This window comes from Nocardia sp. NPDC049526 (assembly GCF_044465765.1).
Lineage (GTDB): Bacteria > Actinomycetota > Actinomycetes > Mycobacteriales > Mycobacteriaceae > Nocardia.
This window is the reverse complement of record NZ_JBITMA010000017.1, coordinates 75,477-89,691: the sequence shown is the minus strand read 5'-3', so window position 1 is coordinate 89,691 and position 14,215 is coordinate 75,477. Positions and strand designations below refer to the sequence as shown.

The following is a 14,215-nucleotide window of genomic DNA, read 5'->3' as shown; positions in this document are numbered from 1 at the left end:
TTATCCGACAATGATATTCAGTGCGATGACCAGCACCAGCGCAATCCCCGCGAGCAGTACCGGCCGTTGATACCAGGGCAGACTCGCCTCGTCCGGATCGTGCCGCAGTTCCTTCGGCGTCTCCGAATACACCAGCCCGACCAGTTCGGCATCCGGTTTCGACTGCGTCACCTGGGTAACCGCCACGCTGACCACGATATCCACGACGAACGCCACACCGGCCGCGACGAAACTCGAACCCTGACCGGACAATTCGAAGACATCGGTCTTGTGCAGGATGAAAACCACAATGGCCGAAGCGGTTCCGAAGACCAGTCCCATCCAACCCGCGGTCGGCGTCATCCGCTTCCAGAACATACCGAGAATGAACGTCGCGAACAGCGGTGCGTTGAAGAAGCTGAACAGCGTCTGCAGATAATCCATCATATTGCTGAAATTGCCTGCGATGAAGGCGGTTCCGATCGCCGCGACGGTCGCGCCGACCGTGGCCAGTCGACCGACGCTCAGGTAGTACCCGTCCAGCCGATCCCGGCGCACATACTGCTGCCACAGGTCATAGCTGAACACCGTATTGAAGGCGGAGATATTGGCCGCCATCCCCGCCATGAATGCCGCCAGCAATCCGGCGAGCCCGACGCCGAGCAGCCCGTTCGGCAGCACATCCTTCATCAGATACAGCAGCGCCTGGTTATAGGTGGCGTCACCGGAGTAGTTCGAACCCGTCGTCTCCGCCGCCTTGTACTCGCTCATCTGCGGTACCAGCACCGCGCTGATCATGCCGGGAATCACCACGATCAACGGAATGAACATCTTCGGATACGCGCCGATGATCGGGGTGCGCCGCGCGGCTGAAATGGAATGCGTCGCCAGTGCGCGCTGCACCTCGACGAAGTTGGTGGTCCAGTAGCCGAACGAGAGCACGAATCCGAGGCCGAAGACGATGCCGACGACCGACAGGAAGTTATCGGAAAAACCGCTGAGCGCATTGCCCGGCCAGGATTCCAACTGCGCGCTACCGCCGGGTGAAGCGGTCACCTTGTCGCGCAGCCCATCCCAGCCACCGGCCTTGTGCAGACCGACCAGCGTCAGCGGCAAGAGCGCGGCGACGATCACGAAGAACTGCAACACCTCGTTGTAGATCGCCGCCGACAATCCACCGAGGGTGATGTAGGAGAGCACGATCACCGCGGCGACGATCACCGACACCCACAGCGGCCAGCCGAGCAGCACATTCAGAATCGAACCGAGCAGATACAGATTCACCCCGGCAATGAGCACCTGCGCGATCGCGAAGCTCAACGCGTTCACCAGATGCGCGCCGGTGCCGAAGCGCCGCCGCATGAATTCCGGCACACTGCGCACCTTGGACCCGTAGTAGAACGGCATCATCACCACGCCGAGGAACAGCATGGCCGGCACCGCGCCGATCCAGAAGTAGTGGAAGGTGGGGAAGCCGTATTCGGCGCCATTGGCCGACATGCCCATGATCTCGACCGCGCCCAGATTGGCGGAGATGAAGGCGAGGCCGGTCACCCAGGCGGGCAGCGATCGTCCGGACAGGAAGAAGTCGATACTCGACGAGACCCGCTGCCTGGCCAGCAGGCCGATGCCGATTACGAAGACGAAATACAGCGCTACCAGCGCATAGTCGACGGGCTGCGCATCCAGGCGCAGTGTCGTCTCGGCTCGTACCGAGACGGCATCCAGCGCCGATGTGAAAACGGTCGAATCGGCAAGCGGCACAGCGTCGTCCCTCCAGGCGATGAAACCGGGCGTCTCGCGTTCTACTGTGCGTGATTGTGCCGCACGCGCGCGGCACAATCACGCACAAAAGTTGGACGGTTGCTCAACCGATGCGGTGCGCACCCGCACCGGGTACGACCACGAAGGTGCGCGGTGCATCGAAACCCGATCGCGCGAACCGATCTCGCACCGCGTCCGCGACCGATGCGGTGTCGTCCCGATCGACCAGGGCGATCGCACTGCCGCCGAACCCGCCGCCGACCATGCGCGCGCCGTGCGCCCCGGCGTCGAGCGCGGCGGATACCGCGACGTCCAGTGCCGGTGTCGAAACCTCGAAATCATCGCGCAGCGACTCGTGCGCCGCGGTCAGGATCGGCCCGATCGCGCGCGGATCCGCACCGCCTCGCAACTTTTCAGCAATCGTGAGCACTCGTGCATTCTCGGTCACCACATGTCGTGCCCGCCGCCGCAGTACCGCATCGTCGATGCGGTCCACGGCCGCCGCCGATTCGATATCACGCAGCGCGGGTACGCCGAGTGCCGCGGCGGCCGCCTCGCATTGGGCGCGCCGCCGCGCATAACCACCGTCGATCAGCGCGTGCGGCTGTCCGGTATCGATCACCAACAGCTCCAGCCCGAACCGATCGAGATCGAACGGAATCTGTTCGTGCGCGAGACCGTCGTTCGCGACCAATCGCCGCACATCCAGGAACAACGCATGCCCCGCCGTGCACAGAATCGATGCGGACTGATCGAGCAGTCCGGTCGGCACCCCGGCGTAGTCGTTCTCGGCGGCGCGGGCCAGGTCGATCAACTCCCGATCGGTGACGGTGGGCGCGAACAGATCTCGCAGCGCGACTGCCACCGCACACGACAGTGCCGCCGAGGACGACAATCCGGCGCCGATCGGCACCGCACCGTCCAACTCCAGGTCGATGCCGTCGCGTGCATATCCGCGCCGGGCGAATTCGGACACAACGCCCAGCGGATACCGCGACCACCCGGGCACCCGATCCCGTTCGGCGGCAAGCTCGCTCACCGCGACCAGCACCGTCTCACCCGGCCGCTGACGTGAGACCACCCGGACCCGGCCGTCGGTTCGCGCTTCCGCCTGACACTCGACTACCAGCGGCAATGCGATGGGCAGCACGAAACCGTCGTTGTAATCGGTGTGTTCACCGATGATGTTGACCCGCCCCGGCGCCACCCACTTCGGCACGAATTCCTCACTTCGTCGCGTTGCCAGTGCCCACGCATGTCATCCCAGCAACTCTGGGCACCACACCCTACGAGACATGCCGCCCGAGCATGTCTTTCACCCCGCGCAGATGCGTGATCGATCGTCTTGACGCACAGTCGGTTTTGACGCAATACCGGCCTAAAAAATCCGGCCGATGGTTATGGGAGGGCATTATGATTCAGACAACCCCACGCGGCGGCCTACTCGGGCTGCAGTGGATCGATCGACTACTCCCGCCCATGGGCAGGCCGGACCGCGGCGATCAGCGTGACTCCGGAGCTCCACTGACGATCGAGATCGGCGCGGCGACGGGGGTCGGCCCGACGGCTATGTCGGCCTTCGATGCGGCACTGCGTGACCTGGGAGTAGGTGATGCCAACTTGATCCGCCTGTCATCGGTCATTCCACCGCGCGCCGTTCTGGTTCGAAACGGTCGCGTCCGCAAGCCGATTCCCTGGGGTGATCGGCTCTACTGTGTCTACGCCGCGCAGCATGCGAATGCGGCGGGCGAGCGCGCGGGCGCGGGCATCGGCTGGGTGCTGCGCGACGATGGTTCCGGCGCCGGACTTTTCGTCGAGCACGAGGCGGAGACGGCCGCGCAGGTCGCGACGCTGATTCGGGCGAGTTTGACCGATATGACCCGCAACCGGCCGGAACGTTTCGGCCCGGTTCAACTCTGCACCACCGAGGCCCGCTCCGATGGCACGCCGACCTGCGCGCTTGTGCTCGCGGCGTACCACACGACACCGTGGGGACAGCAATGACAGCATCGCGCAGCGATTCCATGGGGGGTGCTGGTCGGGCGACGGGTGGGCTGCCTGAGCTGAAAGTCACGATCGAATCGACCATTCCGGACGACCGGATCGACATGTTCCACCGGCTGTACGAGGAGGCCTTCGGACCCTTGCGTACCAAGGCCATTGCCAGGCAGGTCCTGCACCGATCGGAATTCCGCGAGGAGATGATCGACCCGCGGGTTGCCAAACACGTCGCGCGCACCACGACCGGCGAACCCATCGGCGTGACGACTTTGACCAAACATCTCGAGACCGTCCCGTGGATCAGTCCGGAGTATTTCGCCGCCCGCTATCCCGAACATGCGGCGCGCGATGCGATCTATTACGCGGGTTTCACCCTTGTTGCGCCAAGTGCCCGACAAGGGGCGGCGTTTCATGCCATGATCAAATCAGTTGTCCAGGTATTGGTGGCCGAGCGCGCGGCGGTCGGTTGGGACATCTGCTCGTATAACAACACTCGGTTTTCCTTCGCCGACAGCATTCGAGCGGTGCTCGATGAGCAAGAGGCGAACGTCGAAGTCGCGGTGGAGGATTCGCAGACCTACTACGCGGCGCGGTTCACTGGGGATGGAGCGACCAAGGGGGGCTGATGACCGTCCGCGAAGAGCAGCCGACCATCGCGCGATACCGCCTCGAAATACGGTGGTGCACAGTATTTCTCGCGCTGACAGCAGTCGCGCTCGCGGTGCTGCTCTATATCGACGTCAGGCCGTTGTCGCTGCTGACCATGGCTGCCGTGGTGCTCGGCGCGCTCACCATGATCTGTATCGGCCTGCGGCGGTTTCGGCCCGAGCGGCCGGTGCCCTGGTATCTGCTCTCGGCCTCAGCAGTGCTGTTCGCGGTGGGTACGGCCATCCGCGAGGTGGACGGCCACGCGCTGCACCCGGTCGACGACCTGTTCACGCTCGCAGGTTATTTCGGCACCGGGGTGGCCGCGGCGCTGTGGTTGCGTCCGCGCCAGGCCCGGCCCAACTACGACTTGCTGCTCGACTCGGCGCTCATCGGACTCGGCGCACTGCTGGCCTCGTGGACCTTTCTGATCTCACCGATCCTGCAGTCGCACGACACCACCGCGAACACCGTGGTCGCCGCGACCTATCCGGTGCTCGATGCCCTGCTGCTGACCCTGGTCGCGCATTCGATGGCGACCGCGACCCGCTCGGAGACCTCGCTGCGTCTGTTGCACGCGGGGTTGATCGCCGTGCTGATCGGCGATTTCGGATACAGCCTCGATGCCGTCGGTCGCGCACCCGTCGTGCACGAGCTGCTGCTGGTGCCGTTGCTGGTGGCCTATCCGATCGTCGGTGTCGCCGCGTTGCATCCGACCATGGCGAGTCTCGGTGCGCCCCGGCACATCCACCCGCACCACTCGAGGCAGCGGGCCAGCTTCATCGCCGTCGCGTTGATCGTGGCCTCGCTGATTCCAGTGGTCGGCTCCAGTCTGGACACCCTCGATCGGGTGGTGGTCTCGTCACTGTGCGCGCTGTTGCTCATCGGCGTGCTCGTGCGCAGCGAACGCGCGATTGTCCGCAGTGCACGAAGTGAACGGCGTGCGCAGTACCAGGCCGATCACGATATGCTCACCGGCTTGCTGAACCGGTCCGCGCTGCTGCGCGCACTGAATCGCAATCAGGAGCACTGGATCGAGCAGCCGCTGTGTCTGCTGTTCATCGATCTCGACGGCTTCAAGATGGTCAACGACAGCTACGGCCACGCGGTCGGCGACGAGTTGATCGCCAATGCGGCATCCCGGATCCGGCACATCATCCGGCGCGACGATGTGGTCGCCCGCTATGGCGGCGACGAATTCGTGGTGCTCGCATCGCTGGATCGACAGGAGGCCGCCATGCTCGCGGAGCGACTACTCGGCGCCTTCGTTCGGCCGTTCGAGCTGAGCGCGGGCGAAATTCCGATCACCGCGAGTGTCGGCCTGGCCTGCGGCAGCCCGCGCAGCTCCGACGACACCATCTACGACCTGATCCGGGACGCAGATTCGGCGATGTACCACGCGAAGGAGTACTCGCTCGGCTACGCCTTCCACGACGATCTGCGCCACGGTCCGGAACCGCGACACAACACCGCCGACTCGGGACGCCGGATCTGGCGCCCGAGCGGCCACTCCCATAACGCCAACGGTAAATCCGCCAGCACCGCGGTCTAGTCCGAGAGCTCGTCGAGCAGTCGCCGCGCTTCCTCTAACTCGGCCTGTAACTGCTGCACCTTGGACTCCTGGACCACCCGGGCCGCCTCCAGGATTCCGGCAACCACCTCGGCCACCTCCGGATGCAGCACCTTGGCCGCCTGCGCCACCGCAGAGCTGGTCACCGGCAGACCGCGCACGGACTTCTTCTTGCCGCTGACCACATCGACCGACCATTCGCCGTCCGCGGTACCGGTGAGCGTCACCGTGACCTCCGGTGCCTTCGCCTTGCTCCGCGCGGCGGTCGTCGCCTTCGCCGCGGGCTTCGTGGTGCCTGCGGGTGTCGCGGATTTGGCCGGTTCCGGCGTAGAGGCAACGGGTTTCGGGGCCGGGGCGGGCGGGGTTGGGCTCGGGGCCGGCTGGGGGGCCGGTGTCGCGGTGCTCGTCAAGGTCGACGGCTGGGTCACAGTGGATTCCTTCCTGGTTGTCGACTTCGGCTGGGCAGAGCTTGTGGTTGCCGCCTTATCCCGTGGCGGCTTGGTCAACGTGACTTCGGTCGGAGAAAAGGACAGTACATCCTTCGATCCGGTCGGCTTGACCCGCAGGAAGTCGCTCTCGGATCGATCACCGATCTCGACCACCTTGCCGGACCGTCCCTCCGGCACGCCCACCGCGGCCGCGGTGAACCACACCATCGGCGGGCGGCCGCCGGCGATGTCCGTGGCGATCTGCTGAATCTCAGTGTCCGACAACGGCTGTGGTTTCGTTCGTGGGGACGGCATGGTGGCACTCCGAGCGGTATTCGTGGATGGCTGCGTGCACAGATGATGCCGCACGCCACCGACAGATTCACAGGCCACCACCGAATCCGCCCGGGATCAGCCAAGATTCCGTATCCCAGCGAACAAGCAGCAACAGTACTGCCGCGCGTATTCGGATGGTCACCGGCACTCGTGCTCGACGATCCTCACGAGCGTGACGATCTGCGTCGGCCATTGCCGCGGCAGGCGTTGCGTCAGCTCGCGTCCTCGGGTGACCTGGAGGCCCTGTTGCGCTGCCGGCCCCATGGCGGGCGACAGGATGATGGCGCGATCCGCGCCACCGTCTGGAATACCGCTGAGTCGGTAAAGACAACCTCGCCGCTCTATCGGTATGTCAGCTCGTGACGCGCTCTATCCAGGCGATCAGATCGTCTTCGACTTCTTCGCGGTTGAGTTCGTTGAGGATTTCGTGCCGTGCGTCGGGGTAGCTGCGGTAGGTGATATCGGTGGCACCGGCATCCCGATAGCGTTGCACCGCAAGGTTACTCAGCTTCAGGCCGTCGTTGAGCGGGTCTCGCTCGCCGACCATGATGTAGAACGGGAGGTCGGCGGGGACCGGGGTCGGCCTGGCCAGGAGAGCGACTCCGTTGGCGGCGAGGGTGGCCATACTGGTCTCGTCGATGGCGAAACCGCACCACGGGTCGGCGACATAGGCATCGACCTGGGCTTCGTCGCGACTGATCCAGTCAGCGTCGGTGCGCAGGGGCTGGAACTCGGCATTGAACAAGCCGAGCAGATCGCCGCCTGCGGCCGCGATGTTCTCGAACAGCTTGTCGACTGCCGTCGCGCCGGAAAGTGCTACGCCATCGAGTAATTCGGCCTCGTCGAGTAGATACTGTTGCGCGGCCATGGCACCGAGGCTGTGCGCTATCAACACCAGCGGCACCGCGGGATGCCGGTCGCGCAGGATCTTCGTCAGCGCGACCATATCGGCGACGAACATATTCCAGCCGTCGGGTCCGAGATCACCCGGCGTACCGGCGATGCTGTGCCCGTGGCCGCGTTGGTCGGCGGCGTAGACGACATACCCTGCGGCGACGAGCCGTTCGGCCAGATGAGCGTACCGGGCGGCGTGCTCGCCCATGCCGTGCGCGATCTGAATGACTCCACGCACCTGCGGTCGGGCCGGAGCCCAGGTGTGCACATAGATGGTGGTGCCATCCGCACTCGGGTAGGTGAACATCTGCTGGCTCCTGGCGTACTGCGATCGGTGGTGTGGTGACTCGACCGGCCGTCGGATCGGTTATGGCCGACACCGCGCAAACGTCCGCTCGATCATGCCGAAATCGTCGCATCGGCGGGCGCGATAACCGATGGGGACACCGACAGGGCTGCCATCGCCGGATTGTTCGTGGCGATAATTGCACCATCGGTAAGCTGCGGTTATGGACCGTTCGATGCCACCATTGCCGATCATCGAGGTGGCTGAGGCGCTCCTGGAGCGCATCGACGACATCGGGCTGCGGCTTGCCGAGCGGTTCCGCGCGGAGATCGAGTCCTACGGCAACGAGGCGTTGATTCCGTTCGAGACGATCCAGCTGTCGGCAACTCGGAATATGCGATTGATGGTGCGGCACTTCACCTCCGATGCGCCGATCGATACCGGTCCACCCCGCGAGACGGGGCGTATCCGTGCGCAGCAGGGCGTGCCGCTGGCGGAGACATTGCACGCCTTCCGCATCGGATTCGAATTCCTGTGGTCGGAACTGGTCGACGAGGCCCGGCGCCACTCCGAGGTGGCCGACGCCATGCTGGTTTCCTCGGCGGCCGAGGTGTGGCGGGTGGCGGGTGAATATTCGGTAGCCGTGGCTGCGGCCTATCGCGAGACGACCTCGGAACTGATGCTGCAACGCGAGCATGAGCGGTCGGTTCTGGTGGAGGCCCTGTTCACGGGAGTGATCGCCGACCCGGCCACCCTGGGCGAGGCGAGCCGGACGCTGGGCCTGCCGCCCACCGGACGCTACCTCGTCGTCGCGGCCGACGTACCATCGCCCGGTCGCGAGGCGCTCCCGGGGATCGAAGCGGCACTTCGGGTTTCGCAGATTCCGTCGGCTTGGCGGCTGCTGCCGGACCAGCAGATCGGTGTTCTGTCCTTTCCTGCGAATAAGCCGGCCACGGTCCTGAAACACCTGCGCCGCCGCGGTGTCAGGGTCGGTGTGAGCCCGCCGTACGACGCGCTGCCGGAAACCCCGCAGGCCCTGCATTTCGCGCGCTTGGCGCTGGCGGGGTTGCGGGGACGCTCCTGCGGTGTCGCCCAGTTCGATGACAATCCGCTGGCCATGCTCGTGGCGGCGGCGCCGGTCGAGGCGGATCGGATGGTGCGGGTGCGGTTGGGTCCGCTCCTCACGCTGCCGCGCGAGGAGCGGACCCGGCTGCTGGAAACCCTCGAGTATTGGTTCGCCGCAGGCGGTTCGGCCGCCGAAACCGGCCGCCGCCTGTACGTGCACGCCAATACGGTCCGCTACCGGCTCCGCAGGATCGAGGAGTTGACCGGTCGTTCCTTGGTCGATCCGCAGGCCGTACTCGATCTCGGTGCGGCACTACAGGCATTACCCGTCCTCAATGGTGCCGACGGTCCGCGCTGATCGGTCGAGCGTTGGTCACTTCCCCTGGAATGGGGAATTCACCGTGGTGAGGTACTGGATCGAGGCACCGATCGCGACCGGTGCGGTCACCAGGATCTGGCCGGCGAGCACACCGAGTGCACCGACCGCGACGATGCCGCCCAGGCAGCCGATGGCGGCGGCGGGGATGAACGGACCGAATAGGCCGACGATGGTGGCCGAGGCGACCGTCGCACCGGCGATACCGCCGAGTACGCAGCCGATTGCGCCGCCCCCGATACCGCCGACCAGGGTGCCGATGGTGGCGCCCATGCCGATCGTGCTGGTCATGCGGGACCAGGCGGCCTGTTCGCGATCGTATTCGGTCTTCCAGGGCGCCTTGTCCTCGTACGGCAGTGCGACCGGCTTGTAGGTCGCGCGCGCGATATCGAGCTGTGGCGTGAGAGTTGCTGTGTTATCGGCGATTTCGGCCGCGACCGGGAATTCGAATTCATCGAGACGGAAGGTGAGCGGCGTGCCGGCGACGATTGTTCCGTTGGCGGCCTTGATCTTCAGCGCGCCGTCCTCGACGACCAGCGAACCGGAATCGGTGGTGATGATCGACTGGGTGTCGGTGGCCTGGGCGGTGAAGTTGATCGGGTCGGCGGCCTCGATCGGTTCGGCGGAGCTCGCACCGGCGGCAATCCCCACCGCGGTCGTCATGAATGCGGCGGCCAGGGCGAACTTATCGATCTTCATGAGATTGGTGAATCCTGTCTGTTCGAGGCATGGCGATACAACGGCCGTACCTCTGACGTTCGGTAGGTCGAATTGGTAACTGCCGGAGCCCCTCACGCCCCGGCAGTTTTCAGTTGGTGCGTCCCGCGCGCTTTCGCCCGCCGCGCATGACATGTCGGCGTGATGACGTGCCCGGCACGTGAATCGGTGTGCGGAACATCCCGCGGCACTAGGCCGTGGCGCGCTTGCCCACAACCAGGCCGACGATGACGTCGACACCGAGGAAGGCGAGCAGGCTCAGCCCGACCAGCGGCACGAACCAGCCGACAACCAGCGCGGCCGCCACGATGGGCACCGCTAGCCACGGCGAGGTCTGGCGCAGTGCACCGCGACGTGGTGCGCGTCCGATGGCGAACCGCGAAGCACCGCGGGTCGGCCGCCGCTTCCACCACATCAGGTAGCCGAGCACCAGTACGACGATCAGCCCGATCATCACCGCGAGCAGCAGCAACTGGTTGAGCAGCCCGAACATCAGGCCCATGTGGAATTGGATGCCCCAGTTGGTGAGCTTGGCCATGATCGGCCAGTCGGCGTAGGCGAGTTTGTCGGTGACCGTGCCGGTCGCGCCGTCGACGGCGACCGCATCGACGGTATAGGTGCCGGGCATGCGCCGTTCCTTCACCGCGAATGCGCCGCCGGGCTCGGCCGGAATGGCGATCTCGCAACCCTGGGTGATGCCATCGGCGCGGGCCGCCGCATAAACCTCGTCGAGCTGCGCGATCCGGGTCGGGACATCGACCGGCGCGGGTGCATGGTTGCCGCCGTGGTGCTCGCCTCCGGCGTGTTCCTGCGTGGCCGCACCCGGCAGTGCGGTGGTCACGGCAGGTGTGGTCCAGCTGAGTTGTTCGCGCAGTTCGGTGATGTTCTCACCAGCATAGGTCGACCAGGTCATCCCGGTCGCCGACAGCAGCAGGATCACCGGCATGATCCAAACGCCAACGGCCCCATGCCAATTCATCGAACGACCGCGACCCTTTTGGGAGCCGTCCGGTGCCAGTAGCCAGGCGGCGGACTTGCGGTTGCGGCGTCCGCGCACCCGACGGATCCACAGCACCAGACCGGCCAGCGCCACGATCCACAGCCAAGAGGCGGCGAGTTCGCTGTAGATGCGTCCCGGCTCGCCCAGGTGCAGATCCCGGTGCAGCCTATCGATCCAGGTGCGCATCGGGAGCGCACCCGAACTGCCGTAGACCACATCGCTGCCGACCGGCTGCGCGGTATACGGATTCACGAATACCGCACGCCGTTCGGACTCGCCGAGGGACGGGTCGTCGAACAGCACGCGGGTGGTGTCGTCGGCTTCGGGTGACGGCGCCACCGCGACCAGCCTCAGATTCGGCTCGGTGGCGACGGCCGCGCTGACCTGTTCGGACAGCGGCCGCATCTCGCCGTTCGCCTCGACCTTCAACAGGTCGTGCGAGGTAATAGATTCCAGGGTCGGGGAGATGGCATAGAGCGCTCCGGTGACCGCGGCGATCAGGATGAACGGTGCGACGAAGATGCCCGCATAGAAATGCAACCGCATCGCGAGTGGATAGAGGCCGTTGCGCGACCGTATTTCGTTTGCCGGAGCCGACGATTCGGCATCCGGCGGACTGGTGTCCGTAATGCTCATGGTTATTCGTTTCTGGAGTTCGGAAGAACCCGGGAATGGTCGGGCGTGCGACAACGCGATTCGCGACAAATTCGCATGAGGCTGCGAAATCTCACCAGCGAAAGATGTTGCGCGAAAACGACGACGCACGAGCCGAGCCCATGCACCGGGTAAGGAAATCAGCTACCGAACGCCGGCGGCGGACCGCGCGTGCGCAGCGATTCCGCGGCGAATATGCGCAGAATCACACGATCGCGATGCGTCAGACGCAGCGGCACCGGCCCGGGTATCGCCGGCGGGTGATACCGCATGGGCAGCACCCGCGACAGCACCGCGCAACCGATCCGATACGCGGTCTCGGCACCCCGGATCACCACCGCCGCGAGCACAGCCGCGACGAGGTGCGCGGCCACCATACCGGGGGTGAGCTGGGCATCGCCGTGATGCATATGCCCCGAACCCCAGCCCATGGTGACGTGCCCGAGCAGCTGACCCGCGACGAGCACCGAGATCAGCCCGATCGAGGTATCGCGCAGCGGTGCGAGGCCTGCGACCAGTGCGCCGACCACCGCGGAAGCGGCAACGAGGAGCGCGAGCGTGGTACTGCTCGGCGGCATCCCATTGGACGCCCACCCGTGTGCCGCAACGGATATGGCACCGGAGATCGAACCGGCACATGCGCCGCGCACCCGCGCGACGGCGCTGCGATGCCCCGCAGCGGCCGGGCCGAACTCGATACTCACGCGCTGATGATAACCGACGAATTACCCGCCGATTCCCACCCGAGTGGCGGCCGGGATGTATCGAGTTTCCAGCTGGAAGAAAAGCAAAGCCGCACACCTCGAGAATTCGCAGGTGTGCGGCTCAGTCTTGAATCAGTCCGCGTCGATTTCCATCTCGATCAACGGCTTGCGCAGCAACTTACCGGTCGCATTGCGCGGCAGCTCATCGAGGAAGATCACTTCGCGCGGCACCTTGTATCGCGCCAGATTCGCCTTGACGTAATCCTTGATCTCCTGCGCATCGCGCTTGGACTCCGGACCGGGAACGACGAAGGCGCGCAACCGCTTTCCGAATTCGCGATCGTCCACGCCGACCACTGCGGCCTCGAAGATGTCGTCGCGCCCCGCGATCAGGTTCTCCACCTCGAGCGGGAAGACGTTCTCGCCGCCGGAGACGATCATGTCGTCGTCGCGGCCATCGATGTAGAGCAGGCCGTCGGCATCGAAATGCCCGACGTCACCGCTGGACATCATGCCGTCCACGATCTCCTTGGTGCGGCCGTCGGTGTAGCCGGTGAAGGCGAAACCGTTGTCCACGAAGATGGTTCCGGTGACATTCGGTTCGGTGATGGGCTTGCGGTTCTCGTCCAGCAGCACGATCCGGATGCCGACCGGCGCCTTACCCGCGGTGGTCGGGGCCTTGCGCAGATCCTCCGGGGTCGCGACGGTCATGACCGCGCATTCGGTGGAGCCGTACAGGTTGTAGAGGCTGTCGCCGAAGTAGTCGAGGGTGCGGGTGACCACATCGGGTGCGATGGCCGAACCAGCCGCGAAGATCACCTTGATGGTGCGCGGGTCGTACTTGGCAAGCACCTCGTCGCCGAGATCGAGAATGCGCTGCAGCATGGTCGGCACCACGACCAGCGAATCCGCTTGGTACTGCTGGATATTCGCGAGCGTCTGCTCCGGATCGAACCGGCGCTGCTGGAAGATCACCCGATTGCCGAGGGCAAGGCCCAGGGTGAACTGGGAAAGTCCGGTGCCGTGGAAGATCGGCGCGGCCATGATCATGGTCCCGTTATTGGGCAGCGGCACCCGGTCGACGAACTGGGCCGAGGCGAACGGGCTGACCCGGTCGCGCGGCGCACCCTTCGGCGTGCCGGTGGTGCCGCTCGTCAGGATGACCATGCCGCCGGGCTTGGCGGGCGCGGGCAGCGGCGCGGTGGAGCGAGCCTTGATCAGCGATTCGATGGTCGAGACCGACGGATCGACATTGTCCTTCTCGTCCACCCAGGTGAGCACCCGAGGGATCTCGGCCGGGATCGCGCTCATCAGGTCGAGGAATTCGCTGTCGTGCAGTACGGCCTTGACGCTCTCGCGCGTGGCCACATCGGCGAACTGCGGTTTCGCGAAGCCGGTATTCATCAGCACCGTGCGCACGCCGAGTTTGCCGGTCGCGAGCAGGCTCAGCACCATGCCGCGATGGTCCCGCGCCAGCAGTGCTACGACGTCACCAGGTTTGATTCCCTGCGCTTCCAGCCCGCGAGCCAGTGCGCTGGACTGCTCGTCGAGTTCGCCGAAGCTCACCTCGCCACGCTCGTCGACGATGGCCGCCGCATCTGGTCTGGTCTGCGCCGCGTGCATGACTACACCGGCGAACGGGCCGAATTTGAGCACATTGAACGCGGACCGTGCCGCGTGATCGGGTCGGAGCGGATTGAACAAGCGCCGCTTGACCATGACATTCACGCCCTGGGCGAAATCGCCCGCCTTCCGGACGGAATTATTCAGCGCAGGCAGGGATAGGGACATTCGTC

Annotated in this window: 11 protein-coding genes and 1 pseudogene; 4 read left to right on the top strand and 8 right to left on the bottom strand. The window is 65.3% G+C overall.

Going from position 1 to position 14,215, the window contains the following annotated elements; all coding sequences use genetic code 11:
* Both ACIBW7_RS37145 and galK read right to left on the bottom strand, forming a co-directional pair.
* A complete protein-coding gene (locus tag ACIBW7_RS37145; protein WP_397054873.1) occupies nt 1-1,707 on the bottom strand; it encodes a sodium:solute symporter family protein in 1,707 nt (568 codons plus the stop codon).
* Between the two features lie 139 nt (nt 1,708-1,846).
* Nucleotides 1,847-2,962, bottom strand: a complete 1,116-nt coding sequence (galK, locus tag ACIBW7_RS37140) for a galactokinase (protein ID WP_397054768.1) — start codon at nt 2,960-2,962, stop codon at nt 1,847-1,849.
* 194 nt (nt 2,963-3,156) lie between these two features.
* Between galK and ACIBW7_RS37135 the strand changes: the two genes are divergently transcribed.
* From ACIBW7_RS37135 to ACIBW7_RS37125, 3 genes are read left to right on the top strand one after another with little or no spacing between them, the layout of a single operon-like run.
* The gene (locus ACIBW7_RS37135; protein ID WP_397054766.1) at nt 3,157-3,747 is read left to right on the top strand and encodes a pyruvoyl-dependent arginine decarboxylase; all 591 of its coding nucleotides are present in this window, start codon (nt 3,157-3,159) and stop codon (nt 3,745-3,747) included.
* Nucleotides 3,744-4,370: a hypothetical protein gene (locus ACIBW7_RS37130; protein ID WP_397054764.1), complete on the top strand. Its 627-nt coding sequence runs from the start codon at nt 3,744-3,746 to the stop codon at nt 4,368-4,370. The genes ACIBW7_RS37135 and ACIBW7_RS37130 overlap by 4 nt, the downstream gene beginning before the upstream one ends.
* Complete coding sequence (locus tag ACIBW7_RS37125) at nt 4,370-5,941, top strand: diguanylate cyclase domain-containing protein (protein ID WP_397054762.1); 1,572 nt, start codon at nt 4,370-4,372, stop codon at nt 5,939-5,941. Before ACIBW7_RS37130 ends, ACIBW7_RS37125 begins: the two co-directional genes overlap by 1 nt.
* Here the strand turns inward: ACIBW7_RS37125 and ACIBW7_RS37120 are convergent.
* Both ACIBW7_RS37120 and ACIBW7_RS37115 read right to left on the bottom strand, forming a co-directional pair.
* Nucleotides 5,938-6,615 carry a DUF6319 family protein gene (locus tag ACIBW7_RS37120; protein ID WP_397054871.1) on the bottom strand — a complete coding sequence of 226 codons (678 nt, stop codon included), beginning with the start codon at nt 6,613-6,615 and terminating at the stop codon, nt 5,938-5,940. The genes ACIBW7_RS37125 and ACIBW7_RS37120 overlap by 4 nt on opposite strands.
* Before the next feature lie 460 nt (nt 6,616-7,075).
* Nucleotides 7,076-7,924 carry an alpha/beta fold hydrolase gene (locus tag ACIBW7_RS37115; RefSeq protein ID WP_397054760.1) on the bottom strand — a complete coding sequence of 283 codons (849 nt, stop codon included), beginning with the start codon at nt 7,922-7,924 and terminating at the stop codon, nt 7,076-7,078.
* 202 nt (nt 7,925-8,126) lie between these two features.
* Here ACIBW7_RS37115 and ACIBW7_RS37110 point away from each other — a divergent pair.
* Nucleotides 8,127-9,230, top strand: a pseudogene (locus tag ACIBW7_RS37110) (PucR family transcriptional regulator); the annotation flags it as partial.
* A gap of 111 nt (nt 9,231-9,341) precedes the next feature.
* Here the strand turns inward: ACIBW7_RS37110 and ACIBW7_RS37105 are convergent.
* From ACIBW7_RS37105 to ACIBW7_RS37090, 4 genes are all read right to left on the bottom strand, one after another.
* Nucleotides 9,342-10,043: a hypothetical protein gene (locus ACIBW7_RS37105; protein ID WP_397054758.1), complete on the bottom strand. Its 702-nt coding sequence runs from the start codon at nt 10,041-10,043 to the stop codon at nt 9,342-9,344.
* A gap of 208 nt (nt 10,044-10,251) precedes the next feature.
* Nucleotides 10,252-11,697 carry a PepSY-associated TM helix domain-containing protein gene (locus ACIBW7_RS37100; protein ID WP_397054756.1) on the bottom strand — a complete coding sequence of 482 codons (1,446 nt, stop codon included), beginning with the start codon at nt 11,695-11,697 and terminating at the stop codon, nt 10,252-10,254.
* A gap of 158 nt (nt 11,698-11,855) precedes the next feature.
* Complete coding sequence (locus tag ACIBW7_RS37095; RefSeq protein WP_397054754.1) at nt 11,856-12,419, bottom strand: hypothetical protein; 564 nt, start codon at nt 12,417-12,419, stop codon at nt 11,856-11,858.
* A 132-nt stretch (nt 12,420-12,551) separates the two neighbouring features.
* The gene (locus ACIBW7_RS37090) at nt 12,552-14,210 is read right to left on the bottom strand and encodes an acyl-CoA synthetase (protein ID WP_397054752.1); all 1,659 of its coding nucleotides are present in this window, start codon (nt 14,208-14,210) and stop codon (nt 12,552-12,554) included.
* Between the last annotated feature and the right edge of the window lie 5 nt (nt 14,211-14,215).

What these genes read in the sequence shown, in the direction of transcription:
- ACIBW7_RS37115 (WP_397054760.1), bottom strand. Translation starts at nt 7,924, where the DNA reads ATGTTCACCTACCCGAGTGCGGATGGCACCACCATCTATGTGCACACC.
- ACIBW7_RS37135 (WP_397054766.1), top strand. Translation starts at nt 3,157, where the DNA reads ATGATTCAGACAACCCCACGCGGCGGCCTACTCGGGCTGCAGTGGATC.
- ACIBW7_RS37120 (WP_397054871.1), bottom strand. Translation starts at nt 6,615, where the DNA reads ATGGTGTGGTTCACCGCGGCCGCGGTGGGCGTGCCGGAGGGACGGTCC.
- ACIBW7_RS37125 (WP_397054762.1), top strand. Translation starts at nt 4,370, where the DNA reads ATGACCGTCCGCGAAGAGCAGCCGACCATCGCGCGATACCGCCTCGAA.
- ACIBW7_RS37100 (WP_397054756.1), bottom strand. Translation starts at nt 11,697, where the DNA reads ATGAGCATTACGGACACCAGTCCGCCGGATGCCGAATCGTCGGCTCCG.
- ACIBW7_RS37090 (WP_397054752.1), bottom strand. Translation starts at nt 14,210, where the DNA reads ATGTCCCTATCCCTGCCTGCGCTGAATAATTCCGTCCGGAAGGCGGGC.
- ACIBW7_RS37105 (WP_397054758.1), bottom strand. Translation starts at nt 10,043, where the DNA reads ATGAAGATCGATAAGTTCGCCCTGGCCGCCGCATTCATGACGACCGCG.
- ACIBW7_RS37130 (WP_397054764.1), top strand. Translation starts at nt 3,744, where the DNA reads ATGACAGCATCGCGCAGCGATTCCATGGGGGGTGCTGGTCGGGCGACG.